Here is a 21791-nt window from a genome sequence, read left to right as displayed (position 1 = left end):
GGGTAAGCGAAGCGCCACCCGGCAACCCAACCTCGTGAGAGCTAACATGATCCGCGTTGAAAACGTCCATAAAACCTTTGTTCTGCACCAGCAGCACGGCGTGCGTCTGCCGGTGCTGGCCGACGCCTCGCTGACCGTTAACGCCGGGGAGTGCGTGGTGCTCCACGGTCACTCCGGCAGCGGCAAATCGACCCTGCTGCGTTCGCTGTACGCCAACTATCTGCCGGACAGCGGCCATATTCATATCCGCCACGGCGACGAATGGGTGGACCTGGTCACCGCCACGCCGCGCAAGGTGCTGGAAGTGCGCAAAACCACCATCGGCTGGGTCAGCCAGTTTCTACGGGTGATCCCGCGTATTTCGGCGCTGGAGGTGGTGATGCAGCCGCTGCTCGATCTCGGGACGCCGCGTGAAGCGAGCGCCGCCAAAGCCGCCCAGCTGCTGACCCGCCTCAACGTTCCGCAACGTCTGTGGCACCTTGCGCCGTCGACCTTTTCCGGCGGCGAACAGCAACGGGTCAATATCGCCCGCGGTTTTGCGGTCGACTATCCGATCCTGCTCCTCGATGAACCCACCGCCTCACTGGATGGCAAAAACAGTGCTGCCGTGGTCGACCTGATCCACGATGCCAAAGCGCGCGGCGCGGCCATCGTCGGGATTTTCCATGACGAAGGGGTACGCCGTCAGGTCGCCGACCGGCTGCACCCCATGGGAATAACAGCATGATTATCAATAACGTAAAACTGGTTCTCGACGATGACGTGGTCCACGGTTCGCTGGAAGTCCAGGACGGTCGCATTCTCGCCTTCGCTGAAAGCCAGAGCCGGCTGCCGCAGGCGCTGGATGGGGAAGGCGGCTGGCTGCTGCCGGGCCTTATCGAGCTGCATACCGATAACCTCGACAAGTTCTTTACCCCGCGGCCGAAGGTAGACTGGCCGGCCCACTCGGCGATGAGCAGCCACGACGCAATGATGGTCGCCAGCGGCATCACCACCGTGCTGGACGCCGTGGCGATTGGCGACGTGCGCGATGGCGGCGATCGTCTTGAGAATCTGGAGAAGATGGTCAATGCGGTGGAAGAGACGCAAAAGCGCGGTCTTAACCGCGCAGAGCACCGTCTGCACCTGCGCTGCGAGCTGCCGCATCACACCACGCTGCCGCTGTTTGAAAAGCTGATCGACCGCGAGTCGGTGAGCATGGTCTCTCTGATGGACCACTCGCCCGGCCAGCGTCAGTACGCCGATCGCAGCAAGTACCGCGATTACTATCAGGGAAAATATCATCTGACGCATGACGAAATGGACCGTTTTGAAGCCGAGCAGATGGCTCTGGCCGCCACCTGGTCGCAGCCCAATCGCCAGACCATCGCCGCCATGTGCCGCGCCCGCCGTATCGCCCTCGCCAGCCACGACGACGCCACCGAGGCGCATGTGGCTGAATCCCACCAGCTGGGTAGCGTCATCGCCGAGTTTCCCACCACCCTGGCCGCGGCGCAGGCTTCACGTCAGCACGGGATGCACGTCCTGATGGGGGCGCCGAATATCGTGCGCGGCGGTTCCCACTCCGGCAACGTCGCCGCCCACCTGCTGGCGAACCACGGTTTGCTCGACATTCTCTCTTCCGACTACTATCCCGCCAGCCTGCTGGATGCCGCATTCCGCATCGCCGACGCCGAGGATAACGCCTTCACCCTGGCGCAGGCGATCCATCTGGTCAGCAAACATCCGGCGCAGGCGCTGGGCCTTGACGATCGCGGCGTCATCGCCGAGGGGAAACGCGCCGACCTGGTGCTGGCGCACCGTCGCGGCGAGCATGTCCACATCGACCATGTCTGGCGCCAGGGAAGGAGGGTCTTTTAATGCCGGGAAAACTGATCTGGCTGGTGGGCCCCTCCGGCTCCGGGAAAGACAGCCTGCTGGCGGCGCTGCGCCAGCGCGAGCACCCGCAGCTGCTGGTGGCGCATCGTTACATTACCCGGCCCTTTAACGCCGGTAACGAAAACCATATCGCCCTCAGCGAACATGAATTTTTTACCCGCGCCGAGCAGCATCTCTTTGCCCTCAGCTGGCACGCCAACCATACTTACTATGGCATTGGCGTGGAGATCGACCTGTGGCTGCACGCCGGCTTCGACGTGGTGGCCAATGGCTCCCGCGCCCATCTGGCGCTGGCGCGGGAACGCTACGGCGAGGTGCTGGTGCCGATCTGTCTCGCCGTCTCGCCGCCGGTGCTGCGCCAGCGGCTGGAACAGCGCGGCCGGGAAAATGCGGTGGATATCGCCCAGCGTCTGGACCGCGCCGCGCGCTATAAGCCGGACGATTGCCTGACGCTGAATAACGACGGCAGTCTCCGACAATCGGTCGATGAATTTTTCCGCCTGCTGCGCAGCCACGCGGTGCGCGAAGCGGATCCGCTGGTATAAACCAAAGGTGACACGATGAGCCTGACCCTCCGCTTAACCGGCACCGGCGGCGCTCAGCTGGTGCCGGCCTTTGGCTGCGATTGCGCGGCCTGCCGCCGCGCCCGCCGCGAGGAAAGCCATCGCCGACGCCCCTGTAGCGGGGTGGTGACGTTCAACAGCGCAGTGACGCTGCTGGACGCCGGCAGACCGGATCTGATGGAACATCATCCCGCCGGCAGCTTTCAGCAGGTGCTGCTAACCCACTATCACCTGGATCATGTGCAGGGGCTGTTTCCGCTGCGCTGGGGCGTGGGCGCGCCGATCCCGGTCTACGGCCCGCCGGACGACGCCGGCTGCGACGATCTGCTCAAGCACCCCGGCCTGCTCGACTTCAGCCATACCGTCACGCCGTTTGTGGTGTTTGAGCTGCAGGGCCTGCGGGTAACGCCCCTGCCGCTCAACCATTCGAAGCTCACCTTCGGTTATCTGCTGGAGTCGGCCCACAGTCGGGTAGCCTGGCTCTCGGATACCGCCGGGCTGCCAGACAAGACGCTGAAGTTTTTACTCAGCAACCGCCCGCAGGCGATGATCATCGACTGCAGCCATGAGCCGCGGGCGCAGACCCCGCGTAACCATAACGATTTCAATACCGTTCGCGCCCTTAACCAGGCGATAGGCTGTCCGCGGGTGATCCTCACCCATATCAGCCATCAGTTTGACGTCTGGATGATGGATAACCCGCTACCGGAAGGTTTCGAAGCGGGTTATGACGGGATGGAAATCGTGCTGGATTAGGCGTCGGTCTGCTGCGGGGCGATCAATAGTCATCGTCCAGACGACGCTGATCGCTTTCTAACTGACGGCGATCGCGATCGAGCTGGCGCTGGCGTTCATCCAGCTGACGGCGGCGATCGTCCAGCTGGCGTTGCCGATCGTCATGCTGACGCTGGCTGTCACGGCTCTGCTGGCGACTTCCCTGATAGCGCCCGTCATCATACCGGCCATCGTCATCGTATCTGTCGTCGTCATCAGAGCGACTGCTACCCGGGTTATAGGCGTCGTTAATGGCTTGCTGAATATTGCCGATCGCGTCATCGATAATATCGGCGCGGGCGGCCAGGCTGGTCAGCGACAGAGTGCAAAAGAGCAGTGCGATTGCGTAACGTTTCATCGGGGCCAATCTCATCAGAGTCCTGCCGCTACCTTAATCATCGGCATGCCGCCCGGGTAGCGGAGGAATCTCAAATCCTCGCGTACGCTGCACTCAGCGCCTGCGCCAGTTGAGCGCGGGTAAAGGGCTTACGCAGCCACTCCACCTCCGGCAGGGCCGGGTTCTGCGCCGGGCGCAAATCCTGACCGCTGATCAGCAGCACCGGCAGCGCCGGAAAGCGGCGGCGCGCGGTATGGATCACATCGGCGCCGCTCAGCCCGCCGGGCAGCATCAGATCGCTAATCAACAGGGCAATATCCGGCGAGGCCTCCAGCAGCTGCAGCGCCTCTTCCCCGCTGGCGGTTTCCAGCGTCAGCCAGCCCAGCTGATGCAGCTGTTCGCACAGCGTCTGGCGAACATCCTCTTCATCTTCCAGCACCAGCGCCAGCCGTTCTCCCGCCGGGATTGGCTCGTCTTCCACCGGCGCCACCGCCTTCTCTACCTCGGTCATCGCCCGCGGCAGCTGCAGCCGCACCGTCGTCCCCTGCCCCGGCGCGCTCTCCAGCGCCACCCGGCCGCCCGACTGGCGCACAAAGCCATACACCATCGACAGCCCCAGGCCGCTGCCGCTGCCGGTGGCTTTAGTGGTAAAGAAGGGTTCAAACACCCGGGCTTTCACCGCCTGCGACATGCCGCAGCCGTGATCGATCACCTCCAGAGCCACCATATCCTGCCGCTGGCCGCTGCTGCGGGTGACCCGCTGATTCCAGGTACGAATTTTAATGACGCCCGCGCGCCCGGCCATGGCGTCGCGGGCGTTCATCACCAGGTTAATCAGGGCGTTTTCCAGCTGGCCGACGTCTATCCATGCCGGCCACGCCGGCGACTGCGCCTCAATCTCCAGGCTCAAGGTCGCCGGCAGGGAGTGACGCATTAGCTCGCTGAGGTTCTCCAGCAACGGCGCCATCGCCACCGCCTGGGGATGCAGCGCCTGCTTACGCGAAAAGGCCAGCAGCCGCTGGGTCAGAAGCGCCCCGCGTTCCGCCGCCTTCAGCGCCCTGGTGAGGCGTGGCGCATCCTGCGCATTCGGCTCCACCAGCTCAAGGCTGCCGATGATCACCGCCAGCAGGTTGTTAAAATCATGCGCCAGGCCTCCGGTCAGTTGGCCGACGGCCTTCATCTTCTGGCTGTGCAACAGCGCCTCCTCCAGCTCCTGACGCTTAATCCTATCGATCTCCATCTGGGTGGTCTTCTCTTTCAGCAGCCGGGTGGTGTGCTCCAGCGACGCCGTATTGCGCGCGAAAACGTTAAAGGCGCGCGCCAGTTCGCCCAGCTCGTCGCGCCGCTGCAGGGCCGGCACCGAGACGTTCGGCTCTCCCTGAGCCAGCCGCGACATCGCCCGCGAGATAGCGGTCAGGTTAGAGCCCAGGTTACGGTAGATGTACCACCCGGCGCAGCCGGTGATCGCCAGCGCCAGCAGCGCGGAAAGCAGAATAAACATGCTGATGGAGCGCAGCTCCCGATGGCTCTGCGCCGCCCGCTGTTCGGAGGCTTCCGCCACCCGGGTCACGTACTGATTGATGTCGTCGTTAAGCAGCGCGACCAGCGCTTTGATGTGGTACATGTACCAGCTGATCGTCAGGTCGCTCTCCTCCAGCTGGGCCGACAGCGGGGCCAGCTTCGCCAGCTCCCGGGTGACGTCGGGGAGAACAAACGCCAGCGCGGGATCGGCGCTTTGAGCCGGCAGGTCGCCGCGCAGCTGGTCGAGCTGCAGAACGATCGACCGCGGCGTGACGGTATGGATCGCGGCGGCGATCAGCCGGTCCATCTCGGCTAGCCGACGAGGATCGATCGCCCGGTCCCCGCCGCGCTCGTTAAGATCGGCGAGATGGCGCAGGTTGCTCTGATTCTGGTAAAGCGAACTCAGCAGCGCATTGCGCTGCAGATGACGACGCTGGCCGCGCTCCAGCATCTCCGCCACGCTCCGCTGCAGCGCGTTGCTGCGGCGAATAATACTGGCCACCAGCGCCTCCTCCTGCTGCGCCAGCGGAGCCGCTGCCAGCTGAGCCAGCGAGTGCTTCAGCGCCTGCTGCGTCGCCAGCAGCCGTTCCGCTTCGCTTTTGTACTCCAGCGCGCCCACCACCTGCGACAGGCGCACCGCGGCCGTGGCGACATTCGCCGTGTCCCGCGCCAGATCCATACTGCCGCGCATATCGTTGAGGGTCTGGCGCTGCACCTGCTCCTGCAGCTGGCTGGCGTGGTGAAAGCCGAACACCGCCACGCCGCTCACCAGCAGGGTGACGACCACCATCAGCAGATTAAAGGAGAGCAGGCGGCCACGGGCGCTGGTGAAAAACGGGTGTCGGCGAGCGGTCATAGCAACTCCGGTGAAGGAACGGTCGGCATATAGGCGTGACGGTGCAGAAAATGACGCCGCGTAACTGTGATCGCGGTTAACTATTTATCACTATGACAAATATGAATGGATTCTGACATCCTGCATTTATTTTCCGGTGGTGGACTGCTGCTATTGTTCTCGCAGACAGGAGCGCCGTGATGACCGCCACCCCGGTACTGGAAATGCGCCATATCGCCAAAGCTTTTGGCAAATTCTACGCGCTAAAGGGCGTCGACCTGACGGTCTGGCCCGGCGAGATCCACGCCCTGATGGGGGAGAACGGCGCCGGAAAAAGCACGCTGATGAAGATCCTCGCCGGCGCCTATACCGCCACCAGCGGCGAGATCCTGATCGACGGAAAACCGCAAACGATCCGCGGCCCCAAGGACGCGCTGGCCGCCGGGATCACGTTGATCTACCAGGAGATGCAGCTGGCGCCGAACCTGACCGTCGCGGAAAACATTTTCCTCGGCAGCGAGCTGGCACGTGGTGGCCTGGTGCAGCGCAAAGCCATGTTCAGCCAGGCGCAGGCGGTGATCGACCGTCTCGGCGCCCAGTTCAGGGCCAGCGACCGGGTGATGACCCTGACCATCGCCGAGCAGCAGCAAGTGGAGATCGCCCGCGCCCTGCACCGTCAAAGCCGCATTCTGGTGATGGATGAACCCACCGCCGCCCTCTCCTCGCGGGAAACCCAGCGCCTGTTCGACCTCATCCTGCGCCTGCGCGATGAGGGGATGGCGATTATCTATATCAGCCACCGCATGGCGGAAGTGTATGAGCTCTCCGACCGGGTCAGCGTCCTGCGCGACGGGCAGTATGTCGGCAGCCTGGTGCGCGACAAGCTCAACGCACCGGAGCTGGTGCGCATGATGGTCGGCCGTCCGCTCAGCGATCTGTTCAATAAAGAGCGCGATATTCCCCGCGGCCAGCCGCGCCTGCGGGTCGAGGATCTGACCGATGGCGGTAAGGTTAAGCCCAGCAGCCTGGTGGTGCATGCCGGCGAAATCGTCGGCCTCGCCGGGCTGGTCGGCGCCGGACGCTCCGAACTGGCGCAGCTGATCTTTGGCGTGCGCAAAGCCACCGGCGGGGTGATCGAGATCGACGGCGAGCCGGTGGTGATCCACTCGCCGCGCGAAGCCATCGACCATGGCATCGGCTTTCTGACCGAAAACCGCAAAGAGCAGGGCCTGTTTCTCGAACTGGCGGCCCAGGAAAACATCACCATGGCGACGCTGGAGCGCGACGCGACCTGGGGAATGCTCAACCGCCGGAAGGCGCAAACCATCTCCGATGATGCCATCCAGCTGCTGAACATCCGCGTACCGCACGCCCAGGTGCGCGCCGGCGGGCTGTCCGGCGGCAACCAGCAGAAATTATTGATTTCACGCTGGGTGGCGATTGGCCCGCGCATTCTGATCCTTGATGAACCCACCCGCGGCGTCGACGTCGGCGCGAAAAGCGAGATTTACCGCATCATGAACGACATGGCGCGCCAGGGCGTCGCCATTCTGATGATCTCCAGCGAACTGCCCGAAGTGGTGGGCATGAGCGACCGGGTCTATGTGATGCGCGAAGGGACTATCGCCGGCGAGCTGCAGTCCGGCGATATCAGCCAGGAACAGATCATGACGCTGGCCACCGGCGTGAACGATTCTCACCTTAAGGCAGGGCAACTATGAGCATACCGAAAGAGACCTCCGCGCCGGTCGCGAAATCCGCTTCGGCGAAAAAAATGCTGATGGGCGACCTGATGCAGACCGTCGGCATTCTGCCGATCCTCATCCTGATCGTCGCCGTCTTCGGCTTTATCGCCCCCAACTTCTTCACGGAAAGCAATCTGCTGAATATCACCCGCCAGGCCTCGATCAACATTGTGCTGGCGGCGGGAATGACCTTCATCATCCTCACCGGCGGCATTGACCTTTCCGTCGGCTCCATTCTCGGCACCACCGCGGTGGCGGCAATGGTGGTCTCGCTGATCCCGGAGCTGGCGTTGCTGTCGATTCCGGCGGCGCTGATGCTCGGCCTGCTGCTCGGCCTGTTCAACGGCGCGCTGGTGGCCTTCGCCGGGCTACCGCCGTTTATTGTCACTCTCGGCACCTATACGGCGCTGCGCGGCGCCGCCTATCTGCTGGCCGACGGCACCACGGTGATCAACTCCGATATCAGCTTCGAGTGGATCGGCAATGACTACCTCGGCCCGGTGCCGTGGCTGGTGGTCATCGCCCTGGCGGTTATCGCGGTGTGCTGGTTTATCCTGCGCCGAACCACCCTTGGGGTGCATATCTACGCGGTGGGCGGCAACATGCAGGCGGCGCGGCTGACCGGCATTAAAGTCTGGCTGGTGCTGTTGTTTGTCTATGGCATGAGCGGCCTGCTCTCCGGCCTTGGCGGAGTGATGAGCGCCTCCCGGCTGTACAGCGCCAACGGTAACCTCGGGGTCGGCTACGAGCTGGACGCCATCGCCGCGGTCATTCTTGGCGGCACCAGCTTCGTCGGCGGGATCGGCACCATCACCGGTACGCTGGTGGGGGCGCTGATTATCGCCACCCTCAATAACGGTATGACCCTGATGGGGGTCTCCTACTTCTGGCAACTGGTGATCAAAGGGGCGGTGATCATCATTGCGGTGCTGATCGACAAATACCGTACCCGACATCATCAAAGTGCATAACAACACCATCTTACCTGCGAGGAAAAGCGAATGCGTTTAAAACCGATAGTCACCGCGCTGTGTGCTGGCGCGCTGCTGGCCGCCTCCCCTTTTGCGTCGGCCAAAGAGCTGAAAGCGATTGGCGTGACGGTGGGCGACCTTGCCAACCCGTTCTTTGTGCAGATCACCAAGGGCGCGGAGCTGGAGGCCCGCAAGCTGGCGGGGGATAACGTCAAAGTGACGCTGGTCTCCAGCGGCTACGATCTGGGCCAGCAGGTGGCGCAGATCGATAACTTTATCGCCGCCAAAGTCGATATGATTATCCTCAACGCCGCCGATTCGAAAGGCATTGGCCCGGCGGTGAAACGGGCCAAAGAGGCCGGGATCGTGGTGGTGGCGGTTGACGTTGCCGCCGAAGGGGCCGACGCCACCATCACCTCCGATAACACCCAGGCGGGCGAGCTGGCCTGTAAATACATTAGCGATCGTCTGAACAACAAAGGCAACGTGGTGATCATCAACGGGCCGCCGGTCTCCGCCGTACAAAACCGCGTCGAAGGCTGCGAAACGGAGTTCAAAAAACACCCGGATATAAAAATTCTGTCCTCCAACCAGAACGCCAAAGGCAGCCGGGAAGGCGGACTGGAGGTGATGACCTCCCTGCTGGCGGCCAATCCGAAGATTGACGGCGTGTTCGCGATCAACGATCCGACAGCGATTGGCGCCGATCTGGCAGCGAAACAGGCGCAGCGCAGCGAGTTCTTCATCGTCGGCGTCGACGGCAGCCCGGACGGCGAAGAGGCGCTGAAGCGTAAGAACTCCTTGTTTGTCGCAACGCCGGCGCAGGATCCGCAGGTGATGGCGGCGAAGGCGGTGGAAATTGGCTACAACATCCTGCAGGGCAAACCGGCCCCAACCGCGCCGGTGCTGATCCCGGTGACCATGATCGACAAAAACAACGTCAGCTCTTACAAAGGCTGGACCGTGAAATAAGCGCAACCGGGCGCACGATCGTTCCGCCGATTGTGCGCTACGCTTAACAAGTATGACGGCGCGGAGTAGCGATCATGGAACGTAAAGGCATTATTGCCGCAGGCAACATGCTGGTCGATCATGTCCACCAGATCAGACAGTGGCCGGAGCGCGGCTGGCTGGTGGAGATTATGCATAGCGAACGCGCCACCGGCGGCGCGCCGCTGAACGTCCTGCTGACCCTGGCCAAAATGCACGCCGGCCTGCCGCTGCAGGCGGTCGGCCTGATTGGCGAGGATAACGATGGCGACTACATTACCGCCATGCTCGATCAGTACCATATCAATCGCCAGCTCGTGCAGCGCACCAGCTCTGCCCCCACCTCGATGACTCAGGTGATGACCGACGCTGACGGTCAGCGTACCTTTTTTCACTCCCCCGGCGCCAACCGCCTGCTTGACCTTCCGGCCTTTGAGCCGCTGGATGCGCCGCTGAAAATTTTCCATCTCGGCTATCTGCTGCTGCTTGAGAGTCTCGATCGCCCCGACGAAGTGTACGGCACCCGCAGCGCGCGACTGCTGGCGCAGATGCGCGAGCGAGGCTATGAGGTTTCCCTCGATCTGGTGTCGCGCAAGGGCGACCCGCGCTACCGCCCGCTGGTCCTGCCGGCGCTGGCGCATCTTGACTACCTGACCATCAATGAACTGGAAGCCAGCGAGTTTAGCGGGCTGGAGATTCGGCTACCCAACGGCGAGCCGCACGTCGCCAATATCGCCAGCGCCGCCAGCGCATTGCTTGACGCCGGCGTGCGCCAACGGGTGGTGATCCACTGCCCGGAGGGGGCATGGGGCGTCTCACGTACCGAAGCCGGGCGCTGGGTGCCGTCATGGCGGCTGCCGCCGGAGGAGATTGTCGGCAGCGTCGGCGCCGGGGATGCCTTCTGCGCCGGCCTGCTGTACGGCAGCCACGAACGCTGGCCGTTAACCGACAGTCTGCAGCTGGCCCACGCCTGCGCCCGCGCCAGCCTGCAGGCTGCCAATGCGATCGACGGCGCCAAAACGCTCACTGAGCTACAGACGTTTATTCAGTTGCAAAATAATTAGAAGGGTTGACTCCCCCAGCAATGGCCAGGCCGGTTAGACAGCTTCCCGCCCTATGCCGCCTTCTCGCTGTGGGTCACGTCGGCGGAAAAGACATAGCCCAGGCCGCGCAGCGTTTTAATCAGCGTCGGCTGATGCGGGTTCAGCTCGATTTTGCGCCGCAGGCGCATGATCAGCACATCGATGGTGCGGTCGAACACCTCGGTGCTTTCGGTATGGGTCAGCGCCAGCAACTGTTCGCGGTTCAGTACCCGGCGGGCGTTCTGCGCCAGCGCCAGCAGCAAACCGTATTCTCCCTGGGTCAGCGGGATCGCCTGCTGCTGCGGGTTATACAGCTCACAGCGGGTGGTATCCAGCCGCCAGCCGTTGAACGTCAGGCCGGCGGCGACGCCCGGCGCCTCGCTGGCCAGCGCCCCGCTGCGCCGCAGCACCGCCTTCACCCGGGCGACCACCACCCGCGAACTGAACGGTTTGGCGATGTAATCATCGGCGCCCATCTCCAGGCCCACCACCACATCGGACTCACTGCCCAGGCCGGAGAGCATCACCACCGGCAGCTCCGGCCGGGTGCGCTGCAGCTGCTGAAGCACCTGCAGGCCATTGGTATCCGGCAGGATCATATCCAGCAAAACCAGCGCGATGTCCGCCCGCTGCGCCACCGTCGCCAGCGCATCGCCGCCGGTCTGGCAGACCAGCACCTCAAACGCGTGCGCGCCGAGCACATCTCTGAGCAGCTCGCCCATCGCTATGTCGTCATCGACCACTAAAATGACCGGTTTCATCTTTGCCTCTGCCCGCGGGGAGTTAGTGTCAGTCTGATCGATTCTGCAAGGCTGCGCCGACAAATTCCTCTCCCGGTGACATTTTTTCAAGCGCCGTCACATCTCCAGGGTATCGACACGTCAAATCTGTCGACAGGCTGTTTTTCGTCAGCATTTCGCCCAAAAAAGCCGCGTATCATCAAGGAATACCCACAATGAAAATATGGCATAGAAGATGCATAGTGACGGCGCGATAGCGCAAACGCGCCCATTGAATAACTGGAGCAAGACCGATGAAAAAAGTCGTCACGGTTTGCCCGTATTGCGCATCAGGTTGCAAAATCAATCTGGTGGTCGATAACGGCAAAATCGTTCGGGCTGAAGCGGCGCAGGGGAAAACCAACCAGGGAACCCTGTGCCTGAAAGGCTATTATGGCTGGGACTTTATTAACGATACCCAGATCCTGACGCCGCGCCTGAAAACCCCCATGATCCGTCGTCAACGCGGCGGCAAGCTGGAAGCTGTCTCCTGGGATGAGGCGCTGGATTACGTCGCCACTCGCCTCAGCGCCATTAAAGCCAAATATGGCCCGGATGCGATCCAAACCACCGGCTCCTCCCGCGGCACCGGTAATGAAACCAACTATGTGATGCAAAAATTCGCGCGCGCCGTTATTGGTACCAATAACGTCGACTGCTGCGCTCGCGTCTGACACGGCCCTTCGGTTGCAGGTCTGCACCAGTCGGTCGGTAACGGCGCCATGAGTAATGCCATCACGGAGATTGATAACACCGATCTGGTGTTTATCTTCGGTTACAACCCGGCGGATTCCCACCCTATCGTGGCGAATCACGTCATTAACGCTAAACGCAACGGGGCGAAAATTATCGTCTGCGACCCGCGCAAAATTGAAACCGCGCGCATCGCCGATATGCACATTGCGCTGAAGAACGGCTCGAACATCGCGCTGCTCAACGCCATTGGCCACGTGATTATTGAAGAGGATCTGTACGATAAATCCTTCGTCGCCAGCCGTTCCGAAGGCTTCGAGGAGTATCGCAAAATCGTTGAAGGCTATACGCCGGAGTCGGTGGAGGAGATCACCGGGGTCAGCGCCCAGGAGATCCGCGCCTGCGCCCGGATGTACGCCAGCGCCAAATCCGCCGCCATTCTGTGGGGCATGGGCGTGACCCAGTTCTACCAGGGCGTGGAGACCGTACGTTCCCTGACCAGCCTGGCGATCCTCACCGGCAACCTCGGCAAACCGAGCGTCGGCGTCAACCCGGTGCGTGGCCAGAACAACGTCCAGGGCGCCTGCGATATGGGTGCGCTGCCGGATACCTATCCAGGCTACCAGTACGTTAAGTTCCCGGAAAACCGCGAGAAGTTCGCCAAAGCCTGGGGCGTCGACAGCCTGCCGGCGCATACCGGCTATCGCATCAGCGAGCTGCCGCACCGCGCGGCGCACGGTGAAGTGCGGGCGGCGTACATTATGGGTGAAGATCCGCTGCAGACCGATGCTGAACTGTCAGCGGTGCGCAAAGCGTTCGACGATCTGGAACTGGTGATCGTCCAGGACATTTTCATGACCAAAACCGCCTCCGCGGCCGACGTCATCCTGCCGTCCACGTCGTGGGGCGAGCACGAAGGCGTGTACACCGCAGCGGACCGCGGCTTCCAGCGCTTCTTTAAAGCCGTGGAGCCGAAGTGGGATCTGAAAACCGACTGGCAGATCATCAGCGAAATCGCTACCCGGATGGGTTATCCGATGCACTACAACAACACCCAGGAGATCTGGGACGAGTTGCGGCATTTGTGCCCGGACTTCTACGGCGCCACCTACGAGAAAATGGGTGAGCTCGGCTATGTGATGTGGCCGTGCCGCGATGAGTCCGACGCCGATCAGGGGACGTCGTATCTGTTTAAAGAGAAGTTCGATACCCCGAACGGGCTGGCGCAGTTCTTCACCTGCGACTGGGTCGCGCCGATCGATAAGCTCACCGACGAGTACCCGATGGTGCTGTCGACGGTGCGCGAAGTCGGCCACTACTCGTGCCGTTCAATGACCGGTAACTGCGCGGCGCTGGCGGCGCTGGCGGATGAGCCTGGCTATGCGCAAATCAACACCGCCGACGCCGAACGGTTAGGCATTGAGGATGAAGCGCTGGTGTGGGTGAATTCGCGCAAGGGTCGGATCATCACCCGCGCGCAGGTCAGCGACCGGCCGAATAAAGGCGCGGTGTATATGACCTACCAGTGGTGGATTGGCGCCTGTAACGAGCTGGTGTCGGAGAACCTGAGCCCAATAACCAAAACGCCGGAGTACAAGTACTGCGCGGTCAACGTTGAGCGGATTGCCGATCAGCGCGCGGCGGAACAGTACGTGATCGACGAGTACAACAAGCTGAAATCCCGCCTGCGCGAAAGCGCGATGGGTTAAGGTTCGACGGCCATCCCCGATATCCGGGAACCCTCCCCGGTGGCGCTTACGCTTACCGGGGCTACCAACCGAATACCGAACCGTAGCCCGGATAAGGCGCTACGCGCCGCTATCCGGGTATTCACCCCGCTAATTCCCGCCATTTTCTTCTTTTTCGCCTCCCTTTATACTGCGCGCTATGTTCCTTGCTGATAATAAATACAAATGAAATACCTCTTTTTATTTTTACTGGTTTTCACCAGCGGCGCAGCGGTGGCCACCGAACCCGGCAGTCAGTATCAACAGCAGGCGGAAGCCGGCGATCGTCGCGCGCAATATTACCTTGCGGATACCTGGGTCAGCTCCGGCGATTATCAGAAAGCCGAATTCTGGGCCCAGAAAGCAGCGGCGCAAGGCGATGGTGACGCGCTGGCCCTGCTGGCGCAGCTCAAAATTCGCAATCCGCAGCAGGTGGACTATCCGCAGGCCCGCCAGCTGGCGGAAAAAGCCGTTAAGGCCGGCAGTAAATCCGGGGAAATCGTCCTCGCGCGGGTGCTGGTGAACCGTCAGGCCGGTCCCACCGACGTGGCGCACGCCATCACGCTCCTGCAGGATGCCGCCCAGGACAGCGAAAGCGATGCGGCGGTAGACGCCCAGATGCTGCTCGGGCTGATCTACGCCAGCGGTGTGCACGGCCCGGAAGATGATGTGAAAGCGAGCGAATACTTCAAAGGCAGCTCAGCGCTCTCGCGGACCGGCTATGCCGAATACTGGGCCGGGATGATGTTCCAGCAGGGGGAGAAAGGCTTTATCGAACCGAATAAGCAGAAGGCGCTGCACTGGCTGAACGTTAGCTGTCTTGAGGGATTTGATACCGGCTGCGAAGAGTTTGACAGGATCAGTAAAGGATAAGAAAAAGCCCGGCACTCGCGCCGGGCTTTGTGTTTTATTGGGCGGTTTTATCAAACTTGCCCAGCACTTCGCGTTCATACGCCAGCGCTTTTTTACGGTCGAACTTATGCTCCCACTTGGCGATAACCAGCACCGCCAGCGCATTACCCACCACGTTCAGCGCGGTACGCGCCATGTCGAGGATACGGTCAACGCCGGCGATAAAGGCGAGACCTTCCAGCGGGATCCCGACGCTGCCCAGGGTGGCCAGCAGCACGACAAAGGAGACGCCCGGCACGCCAGCGATCCCCTTCGAGGTCACCATCAGGGTCAGCACCAGGGTGATCTCCTGCCAGATGGAGAGGTCGATGCCGTAGAGCTGGGCGATAAAGATCGCCGCAATGCTCTGATACAGCGTTGAGCCATCGAGGTTAAAGGAGTAGCCGGTCGGCACCACGAAGCTGGTGATCGACGCCGGCGCGCCATAGGCTTCCATTTTCTCGATAATTCGCGGCAGCACACTCTCGGAGCTGGCGGTGGAGTAAGCCAGAATCAGCTCATCTTTTAGGATGCGGATCAGGATCCAGATGCTCAGGCCGCACAGGCGGGCGACAATCCCCAGCACCACCAGCGCGAAAAACAGGATCGCGAAGTAAACCAGCAGCACCAGCTTGGCCAACGGCCACAGCGAGGCGAACCCGAAGGTGGCGACGGTCACTGAAATCAGGGCGAACACCCCGATCGGCGCATAGCGCATCACCATATGGGTGACTTTGAACATGGTTTCGGAGATGGAGCGGAAGACCGTCACCAGCGGTTCACGGTGCGTCGCCGGCAGCGAGGAGAGCCCCAGACCAAACAGCACCGAGAAGAAAATAATCGGCAGCATATCGCCTTTCGCCATCGACGCCACGATGTTGGTTGGCACCAGCGACAGGATGGTGCCCATCAGGCCATGCGCATGGCTCTGCACCTCAGCGGTGGTATTCTGGTATTTCGAAATATCAACCGCCGCCAGCTGCGACATATCAATGCCCGTTCCCGGCTGAAAGACGTTGGCCAGGGTGATACCCAGCACGATCGCCACCGTGGTGATCACTTCGAAATAGATAATCGTTTTGGCGCCGATCCGGCCTAACTGTTTGGCATCGCCCACGCCGGCAATCCCGACCACCAGGGTCGAAATAACAATCGGGACCACGATCATTTTAATCAGATGGATAAAGATATCGCCCGCCGGTGTCAGCAAATTGCTAATCAACCAATCGCGACTTTCGGCGTGGTAATGCAGATAACTGCCCAGAAGGATACCCAGCACCAGGGCTAGCAAAATTTGCCAGGCCAGACTGACTTTTTTTGTTTTCTTCACTACTGACTTCCTCAATGAAAGGCACCATTCCTTTTCGTCATGGTACCCACTGCAGGGGGTATGAATTGTGTTGCGTTGCTTTGTGGGGTTATTTAACGCGCAATATCAGTATCATTTGCACGGCATGCTGCGCAAGCCTTTAAGAACAGGGCTTTCCTCTGCTTTTCTGCATAAAGCAGCGAATTTCCCCCAGTTACCTTGCATAAGTATTTGTAATAAAAAATATTTCACACCATCCATTTCTATAAATTCATTTGCGTAATTATTTCACTTCAAAGTTTCATTTGACGAAATTTCACTCAGTTGAATCATTGCGTGATCTGCCCCCCAATTAACAAACAAAGCTGTCAAAACCCCTACTCTTAACGTTTGTTTGACATATATTTAACAAGTTCAAAGGAGAAAAAAAGCCATGAGCCAAATACACAAACACCCTATTCCCGCTAACATTGCGGAACGTTGCCTGATTAACCCGGATCAGTACAAGGCGCAGTATCAACAATCCATAACCGACCCTGATACATTCTGGGGCGAGCAGGGGAAAATCCTTGACTGGATGCGCCCCTACACCCGCGTGAAGAATACCTCCTTCGCGCCAGGTAACATTTCCATCAAATGGTATGAAGACGGCACCCTGAACCTCGCCGCCAACTGCCTCGACCGCCACCTCGCCGAGCGCGGCGATCAAACCGCCATCATCTGGGAAGGCGACGACGCCAGCCAGAGCAAGCACATCACCTACCGTGAACTGCATGCGGACGTGTGCCGCTTCGCCAATGTGCTGCTCGGCCTCGGGATTAAAAAAGGCGACGTGGTCGCCATCTATATGCCGATGGTGCCGGAAGCCGCGGTGGCGATGCTGGCCTGCGCCCGCATCGGCGCCATCCACTCGGTGATTTTCGGTGGCTTCTCGCCGGAGGCAGTGGCCGGACGCATTATCGACTCCAGCTCGCGCCTGGTGATCACCGCGGATGAAGGGCTGCGCGCCGGTCGCGCCATCCCGCTGAAGAAAAACGTCGATGACGCGCTGAAAAACCCGAACGTAAACAGCATTGAACACGTCGTGGTCCTGAAACGTACCGGCGGTAAAATCGACTGGCAGGAAGGCCGCGATCTGTGGTGGAGCGATCTGATGGCGAACGCCAGCGCCGAACACCGCCCCGTCGAGATGAACGCCGAAGATCCGCTGTTCATCCTCTATACCTCTGGCTCCACCGGTAAACCGAAAGGGGTGTTGCACACCACCGGCGGCTATCTGGTCTACGCGGCCACCACCTTTAAATACGTTTTCGATTACCACCCGGGCGATATTTACTGGTGCACCGCCGATGTCGGCTGGGTCACCGGCCACAGCTATCTGCTGTACGGCCCGCTGGCCTGCGGCGCCACCACTCTGATGTTCGAAGGGGTGCCGAACTGGCCAACCCCGGCGCGTATGTGCCAGGTCGTCGATAAGCATAAGGTCAGCATTCTGTATACCGCTCCGACGGCGATCCGTGCCCTGATGGCGGAAGGCGACAAGGCTATCGAAGGCACAGACCGCTCCTCGCTGCGCATTCTCGGCTCGGTCGGCGAACCCATTAACCCGGAAGCCTGGGAGTGGTACTGGAAGAAGATCGGTAACGAGAAGTGCCCGGTGATGGACACCTGGTGGCAGACCGAAACCGGCGGCTTTATGATCACCCCGCTGCCGGGGGCGATTGAGCTGAAGGCTGGCTCCGCTACCCGCCCGTTCTTCGGCGTTCAGCCGGTGCTGGTGGATAACGAAGGGCTGCCGCTGGATGGCGCCACCGAGGGCAATCTTGCCATCGCCGACTCCTGGCCCGGCCAGGCGCGTACCCTGTTCGGGGATCATGAGCGCTTTGAGCAAACCTACTTCTCCACCTTCAGAAATATGTACTTTAGCGGCGACGGCGCGCGCCGAGATGAAGATGGCTATTACTGGATCACCGGCCGCGTGGATGACGTACTGAACGTCTCCGGCCACCGTCTGGGTACTGCCGAGATCGAATCGGCGCTGGTGTCGCACCCGAAAATCGCCGAAGCGGCAGTGGTCGGTATTCCGCACAACATCAAGGGCCAGGCTATCTACGCCTACGTGACGCTCAATCACGGTGAAGAACCGACGCCGGAGCTGTATGCGGAAGTACGTAACTGGGTGCGTAAAGAGATTGGCCCGCTGGCGACGCCGGATGTTCTGCACTGGACCGATTCGTTGCCAAAAACCCGCTCGGGCAAAATCATGCGCCGCATTCTGCGCAAGATCGCCGCGGGCGACACCAGCAACCTCGGCGATACCTCGACTCTCGCCGATCCTGGCGTAGTGGAAAAACTGCTCGAAGAGAAGCAGGCCATTACCATGCCTTCTTAAGTAAGGACCGATTCCCTACACCCTCTCCCCCACCGGGGAGAGGATAAAAATAAGTCCCTCCCACAGGATTTCACTCGCAGGAACGCCGTCAGCGAACCGTATCCCGGCCTTTAACGCCGGAGGGGTTGCTGTCGCCAGCGTCCGCTGCGTGGATGACGAAAGGGAGACCTCTGGAGACGCTAAGATGAATGAACAACTTTGTCAGCGGATAGAAAATAGTGCGCATTTCAGGGAGCTGGTAGCATCACGGCAACGGTTTGCCGCCATTCTGTCAGTGATTATGTTAGTGATCTATGTGGGCTTTATTCTGCTTATCGCCTTCGCGCCAGGCTGGCTCGGCACGCCGCTGCACGCCGGGACCAGCGTCACCCGCGGGATCCCGCTGGGCATCGGGGTGATCGTCATTTCGTTTGTTCTCACCGGTATTTATGTCTGGCGGGCCAACGGTGAATTTGACCGTTTGACCAAGAGCGTTCTCAACGAGGTAAAAGCATGATCAAGAGAGTCCTGACGGCGCTCGCCGCCACGCTGCTGCCCCTCGGCGTTCAGGCCGCAGACGCCATTACCGGCGCGGTACAGCGCCAGCCGACCAACTGGCAAGCGATTGTCATGTTCCTGATTTTCGTCGCCCTGACCCTGTACATCACTTACTGGGCGTCAAAACGGGTGCGTTCGCGCAGCGATTACTACACCGCCGGCGGCAATATCACCGGTTTCCAGAACGGGCTGGCGATTGCCGGCGACTTTATGTCGGCAGCGTCGTTCCTTGGTATCTCCGCGCTGGTGTATACCTCCGGTTACGACGGTCTGATCTACTCGCTGGGCTTCCTTGTCGGCTGGCCGATTATCCTGTTTCTGATTGCCGAACGTCTGCGCAACCTTGGCCGCTACACCTTTGCCGACGTGGCGTCCTATCGTCTCAAACAGGGACCGATCCGCACCCTCTCCGCCTGCGGCTCGCTGGTGGTGGTGGCCCTCTATCTGATCGCCCAAATGGTTGGCGCCGGCAAGCTGATCCAGCTGCTGTTCGGCCTTAACTATCACGTTGCGGTGGTGCTGGTGGGCGTCCTGATGGTGCTCTATGTCCTGTTCGGCGGCATGCTGGCGACCACCTGGGTGCAGATTATCAAAGCGGTTCTGCTGCTGTTCGGCGCCAGCTTTATGGCCTTTATGGTGATGAAGCACGTCGGCTTCAGCTTCAATAATCTGTTTACCGAAGCGATGGCCGTCCACCCGAAAGGCGCGGCGATTATGAGCCCAGGCGGGCTGGTGAAAGATCCGATATCCGCGCTCTCCCTTGGCCTCGGTCTGATGTTTGGTACCGCCGGCCTGCCGCATATCCTGATGCGTTTCTTTACCGTGAGCGACGCCAAAGAAGCGCGTAAAAGCGTGTTCTACGCCACCGGTTTTATGGGCTACTTCTATATTCTGACCTTTATCATCGGCTTCGGCGCCATCATGCTGGTCGGCGCGAACCCAGTGTTCAAAGACGCGGCCGGGCAGCTTATCGGCGGCAATAATATGGCGGCGGTGCATCTGGCGGATGCGGTGGGCGGCAACCTGTTCCTCGGCTTTATCTCCGCGGTCGCCTTCGCCACTATTCTGGCGGTGGTCGCTGGCTTGACGCTGGCGGGCGCCTCGGCGGTGTCGCACGACCTGTACGCCAACGTCTTCCGTAAAGGGGCGACCGAGCGTCAGGAGCTGAAGGTCTCCAAAATTACGGTGCTGATCCTCGGCGTGGTGGCCATTCTGCTGGGCATCCTGTTCGAAAATCAGAATATCGCTTTCATGGTCGGCCTGGCGTTCTCTATTGCCGCCAGCTGTAACTTCCCGATTATCCTGCTGTCGATGTACTGGTCGAAGCTGACCACCCGCGGGGCGATGATCGGCGGCTGGCTGGGTCTGCTGACGGCGGTGATTCTGATGATCCTCGGCCCGACCATTTGGGTGCAGATCCTCGGTCATGAGAAAGCGCTGTTCCCGTATGAATACCCAGCGCTGTTCTCCATCGCGATCGCCTTTATCGGCATCTGGCTCTTCTCCGCGACCGATAACTCACCGGAAGGGATGCGCGAGCGCGAGCAGTTCCGCGCCCAGTTTATCCGTTCGCAGACAGGGATTGGCATCGAGAAAGGTCAGGCGCATTAAGCTCGCTTCCCCGGCCTGCTGGCCGGGGAAGCAACCCGCGGCATTTAGGTTAATTGTAGGTAAAGTTCAGGGTTCCGTTGGCGTTCGCCTGCCCAGCCTTCACCTCGGAACCGGTTTTATAATAGTTAGTCGTAAAGGAAAGTCTCTCTGTACCTGAAGCCCCTCCCGGGTTGTCCGGATTGCTGAATACGCGGTAACTGGCCTCTGCACCCGAATTCAAAACTGTCGTTCTGCTGGATGAAAACAATGTGAGATCCGTATTCAAGGGTAATGCCTTCCCATTAAGATTCAATTGCACGCCGACACCTGTTGCCGCATCAGGAGCCCATCCCAGGGATATCACGCTATTGTCTGGATTATCTCCTTGAGCTGAAGAGGCCGAGACCTTCAGTGTGACGTTCGTTCCTGGTTCGCAAGTCAGCGTCAGATTTTGTTGTGCAGAACCGACTTTTGTCGCCTTATTAAATTCAGAGGCGCTGACGTTGCCCATCTGAAATAGCAGACTTGTCACGTCAACATCGCACCCCATCGGCACCAGCTGGATTTGCGTGGAACCAGTGACGCGCAAACTGGAAGCTGCCATCGTGCCATCGCCATCTTTGATGGACACCGTTGAGGTTGGGTTACCCAAGGTCAGAGCACTACCGCTGGCGATAGCGCCGCCAGTGGCTATCAATTGCAATTGATAGACAGGGTTGTAGTGAGAGTGGTTATAAAAATAAAACAAGCTCCCCTGCCCCAATAGAAAATTCGCATCTCCTATATAATGTTCGCTATAGTCAGGTTTGATTTGGGTATTGTAACCCTCCATTTGCCCTGTGACATTAAGCCACACTTTTATTCTGATACCGATCCCCGGGACTGAAGTCGTATAGATATGATCGCTGGTGTGAGAACCCACCATTGAGGAAGCCCATTTAAACTGTGCGTAAATACCACCATTACAATTATTCATCGAAGTTTGCGGCCCGGTGATTTTCCCGGAGTCATAGAGAATGGTCCCAGCCGTATAGTTATTCGCACTCAGCAATATTCTTGGCGGCAGGTTGGCAATGGTGACATCCCCGCCATTTATATAGTTGCTGCAGGCCCAGCCACAAACTGGAGACAGCCACAGCAGCAGTAAAAAAACACGTTTCATACTAACTCCATTTAT

General features: G+C 60.2%; 18 protein-coding genes and 1 pseudogene. 13 read left to right on the top strand and 6 right to left on the bottom strand.

Features of this window, described 5'->3' with window-relative positions:
- Positions 1 to 46 precede the first annotated feature (46 nt).
- Genes phnL through phnP form a run of 4 tightly spaced genes read left to right on the top strand, consistent with a single transcriptional unit; the run spans position 47 to position 3197 of the window.
- Entirely contained in the window at positions 47 to 727 is a 681-nt protein-coding gene (phnL, locus tag CE636_RS16885; RefSeq protein ID WP_004206372.1) for a phosphonate C-P lyase system protein PhnL, read from the top strand.
- Positions 724 to 1860: an alpha-D-ribose 1-methylphosphonate 5-triphosphate diphosphatase gene (gene phnM, locus CE636_RS16880; RefSeq protein WP_017900092.1), complete on the top strand. Its 1137-nt coding sequence runs from the start codon at positions 724 to 726 to the stop codon at positions 1858 to 1860. The genes phnL and phnM overlap by 4 nt, the downstream gene beginning before the upstream one ends.
- On the top strand, positions 1860 to 2423 hold the full coding sequence (gene phnN, locus CE636_RS16875; RefSeq protein WP_004206368.1) for a ribose 1,5-bisphosphokinase: 564 nt from the start codon (positions 1860 to 1862) through the stop codon (positions 2421 to 2423). The genes phnM and phnN overlap by 1 nt, the downstream gene beginning before the upstream one ends.
- 15 nt (positions 2424 to 2438) lie before the next feature.
- The gene (gene phnP / locus CE636_RS16870; RefSeq protein ID WP_004206367.1) at positions 2439 to 3197 is read left to right on the top strand and encodes a phosphonate metabolism protein PhnP; all 759 of its coding nucleotides are present in this window, start codon (positions 2439 to 2441) and stop codon (positions 3195 to 3197) included.
- A 22-nt stretch (positions 3198 to 3219) separates the two neighbouring features.
- Here the strand turns inward: phnP and yjdP are convergent, their stop codons facing one another.
- Entirely contained in the window at positions 3220 to 3573 is a 354-nt protein-coding gene (gene yjdP, locus CE636_RS16865) for a DDRRRQL repeat protein YjdP (RefSeq protein WP_004206366.1), read from the bottom strand.
- A 70-nt stretch (positions 3574 to 3643) separates the two neighbouring features.
- On the bottom strand, positions 3644 to 5929 hold the full coding sequence (locus CE636_RS16860) for an ATP-binding protein (protein WP_017900093.1): 2286 nt from the start codon (positions 5927 to 5929) through the stop codon (positions 3644 to 3646).
- Positions 5930 to 6108: 179 nt separating this feature from the next.
- Here CE636_RS16860 and CE636_RS16855 point away from each other — a divergent pair, with 179 nt between their 5' ends.
- The 4 genes from CE636_RS16855 to CE636_RS16840 all read left to right on the top strand — a co-directional run bounded on the left by CE636_RS16855 (position 6109) and on the right by CE636_RS16840 (position 10678).
- Complete coding sequence (locus tag CE636_RS16855; protein WP_017900094.1) at positions 6109 to 7629, top strand: sugar ABC transporter ATP-binding protein; 1521 nt, start codon at positions 6109 to 6111, stop codon at positions 7627 to 7629.
- A complete protein-coding gene (locus tag CE636_RS16850) occupies positions 7626 to 8624 on the top strand; it encodes an ABC transporter permease subunit (protein ID WP_004206363.1) in 999 nt (332 codons plus the stop codon). The genes CE636_RS16855 and CE636_RS16850 overlap by 4 nt, the downstream gene beginning before the upstream one ends.
- A gap of 30 nt (positions 8625 to 8654) precedes the next feature.
- Positions 8655 to 9596, top strand: a complete 942-nt coding sequence (locus CE636_RS16845; RefSeq protein WP_004206362.1) for an ABC transporter substrate-binding protein — start codon at positions 8655 to 8657, stop codon at positions 9594 to 9596.
- A 74-nt stretch (positions 9597 to 9670) separates the two neighbouring features.
- Positions 9671 to 10678, top strand: coding sequence for a carbohydrate kinase family protein (locus tag CE636_RS16840; protein WP_017900095.1), 1008 nt, complete (start codon positions 9671 to 9673; stop codon positions 10676 to 10678).
- Positions 10679 to 10728: 50 nt separating this feature from the next.
- Here CE636_RS16840 and CE636_RS16835 read toward each other — a convergent pair whose 3' ends face one another.
- Positions 10729 to 11457: a response regulator gene (locus tag CE636_RS16835; protein ID WP_004206359.1), complete on the bottom strand. Its 729-nt coding sequence runs from the start codon at positions 11455 to 11457 to the stop codon at positions 10729 to 10731.
- Between the two features lie 272 nt (positions 11458 to 11729).
- On the opposite strand from CE636_RS16835, the gene fdhF reads away from it, so the two are divergent.
- Both fdhF and CE636_RS16820 read left to right on the top strand, forming a co-directional pair.
- The gene (gene fdhF / locus CE636_RS16830; RefSeq protein ID WP_077598907.1) at positions 11730 to 13877 is read left to right on the top strand and encodes a formate dehydrogenase subunit alpha; all 2148 of its coding nucleotides are present in this window, start codon (positions 11730 to 11732) and stop codon (positions 13875 to 13877) included.
- 204 nt (positions 13878 to 14081) lie between these two features.
- Complete coding sequence (locus CE636_RS16820; protein WP_017900096.1) at positions 14082 to 14768, top strand: tetratricopeptide repeat protein; 687 nt, start codon at positions 14082 to 14084, stop codon at positions 14766 to 14768.
- Positions 14769 to 14802: 34 nt separating this feature from the next.
- Here the strand turns inward: CE636_RS16820 and gltP are convergent, their stop codons facing one another.
- Positions 14803 to 16116, bottom strand: a complete 1314-nt coding sequence (gltP, locus tag CE636_RS16815) for a glutamate/aspartate:proton symporter GltP (protein ID WP_004206354.1) — start codon at positions 16114 to 16116, stop codon at positions 14803 to 14805.
- A 111-nt stretch (positions 16117 to 16227) separates the two neighbouring features.
- Positions 16228 to 16428 (bottom strand): annotated as a pseudogene (locus CE636_RS16810) (hypothetical protein).
- 100 nt (positions 16429 to 16528) lie between these two features.
- On the opposite strand from CE636_RS16810, the gene acs reads away from it, so the two are divergent.
- The 3 genes from acs to actP all read left to right on the top strand — a co-directional run bounded on the left by acs (position 16529) and on the right by actP (position 20635).
- Positions 16529 to 18487, top strand: a complete 1959-nt coding sequence (acs, locus tag CE636_RS16805; RefSeq protein ID WP_017900097.1) for an acetate--CoA ligase — start codon at positions 16529 to 16531, stop codon at positions 18485 to 18487.
- Positions 18488 to 18671: 184 nt separating this feature from the next.
- Positions 18672 to 18983, top strand: coding sequence for a DUF485 domain-containing protein (locus CE636_RS16795; RefSeq protein WP_004206350.1), 312 nt, complete (start codon positions 18672 to 18674; stop codon positions 18981 to 18983).
- Positions 18983 to 20635 carry a cation/acetate symporter ActP gene (gene actP / locus CE636_RS16790; RefSeq protein WP_025999225.1) on the top strand — a complete coding sequence of 551 codons (1653 nt, stop codon included), beginning with the start codon at positions 18983 to 18985 and terminating at the stop codon, positions 20633 to 20635. Before CE636_RS16795 ends, actP begins: the two co-directional genes overlap by 1 nt.
- 49 nt (positions 20636 to 20684) lie before the next feature.
- On the opposite strand, the gene CE636_RS16785 is transcribed toward actP, so the two are convergent.
- A complete protein-coding gene (locus CE636_RS16785) occupies positions 20685 to 21776 on the bottom strand; it encodes a type 1 fimbrial protein (RefSeq protein WP_017900098.1) in 1092 nt (363 codons plus the stop codon).
- Positions 21777 to 21791 lie beyond the last annotated feature (15 nt).

The organism is Klebsiella sp. LY (assembly GCF_004010915.1).
In the GTDB taxonomy this organism is placed as follows: Bacteria; Pseudomonadota; Gammaproteobacteria; order Enterobacterales; family Enterobacteriaceae; genus Klebsiella; species Klebsiella quasipneumoniae.
This window is presented reverse-complemented; position numbering and strand designations above follow the sequence as displayed.

Excerpts from the sequence above, each read along its gene's own strand:
- phnL (WP_004206372.1), top strand. The coding sequence starts at position 47 with ATGATCCGCGTTGAAAACGTCCATAAAACCTTTGTTCTGCACCAGCAG.
- phnM (WP_017900092.1), top strand. The coding sequence starts at position 724 with ATGATTATCAATAACGTAAAACTGGTTCTCGACGATGACGTGGTCCAC.
- phnN (WP_004206368.1), top strand. The coding sequence starts at position 1,860 with ATGCCGGGAAAACTGATCTGGCTGGTGGGCCCCTCCGGCTCCGGGAAA.
- phnP (WP_004206367.1), top strand. The coding sequence starts at position 2,439 with ATGAGCCTGACCCTCCGCTTAACCGGCACCGGCGGCGCTCAGCTGGTG.
- yjdP (WP_004206366.1), bottom strand. The coding sequence starts at position 3,573 with ATGAAACGTTACGCAATCGCACTGCTCTTTTGCACTCTGTCGCTGACC.
- CE636_RS16860 (WP_017900093.1), bottom strand. The coding sequence starts at position 5,929 with ATGACCGCTCGCCGACACCCGTTTTTCACCAGCGCCCGTGGCCGCCTG.
- CE636_RS16855 (WP_017900094.1), top strand. The coding sequence starts at position 6,109 with ATGACCGCCACCCCGGTACTGGAAATGCGCCATATCGCCAAAGCTTTT.
- CE636_RS16850 (WP_004206363.1), top strand. The coding sequence starts at position 7,626 with ATGAGCATACCGAAAGAGACCTCCGCGCCGGTCGCGAAATCCGCTTCG.
- CE636_RS16845 (WP_004206362.1), top strand. The coding sequence starts at position 8,655 with ATGCGTTTAAAACCGATAGTCACCGCGCTGTGTGCTGGCGCGCTGCTG.
- CE636_RS16840 (WP_017900095.1), top strand. The coding sequence starts at position 9,671 with ATGGAACGTAAAGGCATTATTGCCGCAGGCAACATGCTGGTCGATCAT.
- CE636_RS16835 (WP_004206359.1), bottom strand. The coding sequence starts at position 11,457 with ATGAAACCGGTCATTTTAGTGGTCGATGACGACATAGCGATGGGCGAG.
- CE636_RS16820 (WP_017900096.1), top strand. The coding sequence starts at position 14,082 with ATGAAATACCTCTTTTTATTTTTACTGGTTTTCACCAGCGGCGCAGCG.
- acs (WP_017900097.1), top strand. The coding sequence starts at position 16,529 with ATGAGCCAAATACACAAACACCCTATTCCCGCTAACATTGCGGAACGT.
- CE636_RS16795 (WP_004206350.1), top strand. The coding sequence starts at position 18,672 with ATGAATGAACAACTTTGTCAGCGGATAGAAAATAGTGCGCATTTCAGG.
- CE636_RS16785 (WP_017900098.1), bottom strand. The coding sequence starts at position 21,776 with ATGAAACGTGTTTTTTTACTGCTGCTGTGGCTGTCTCCAGTTTGTGGC.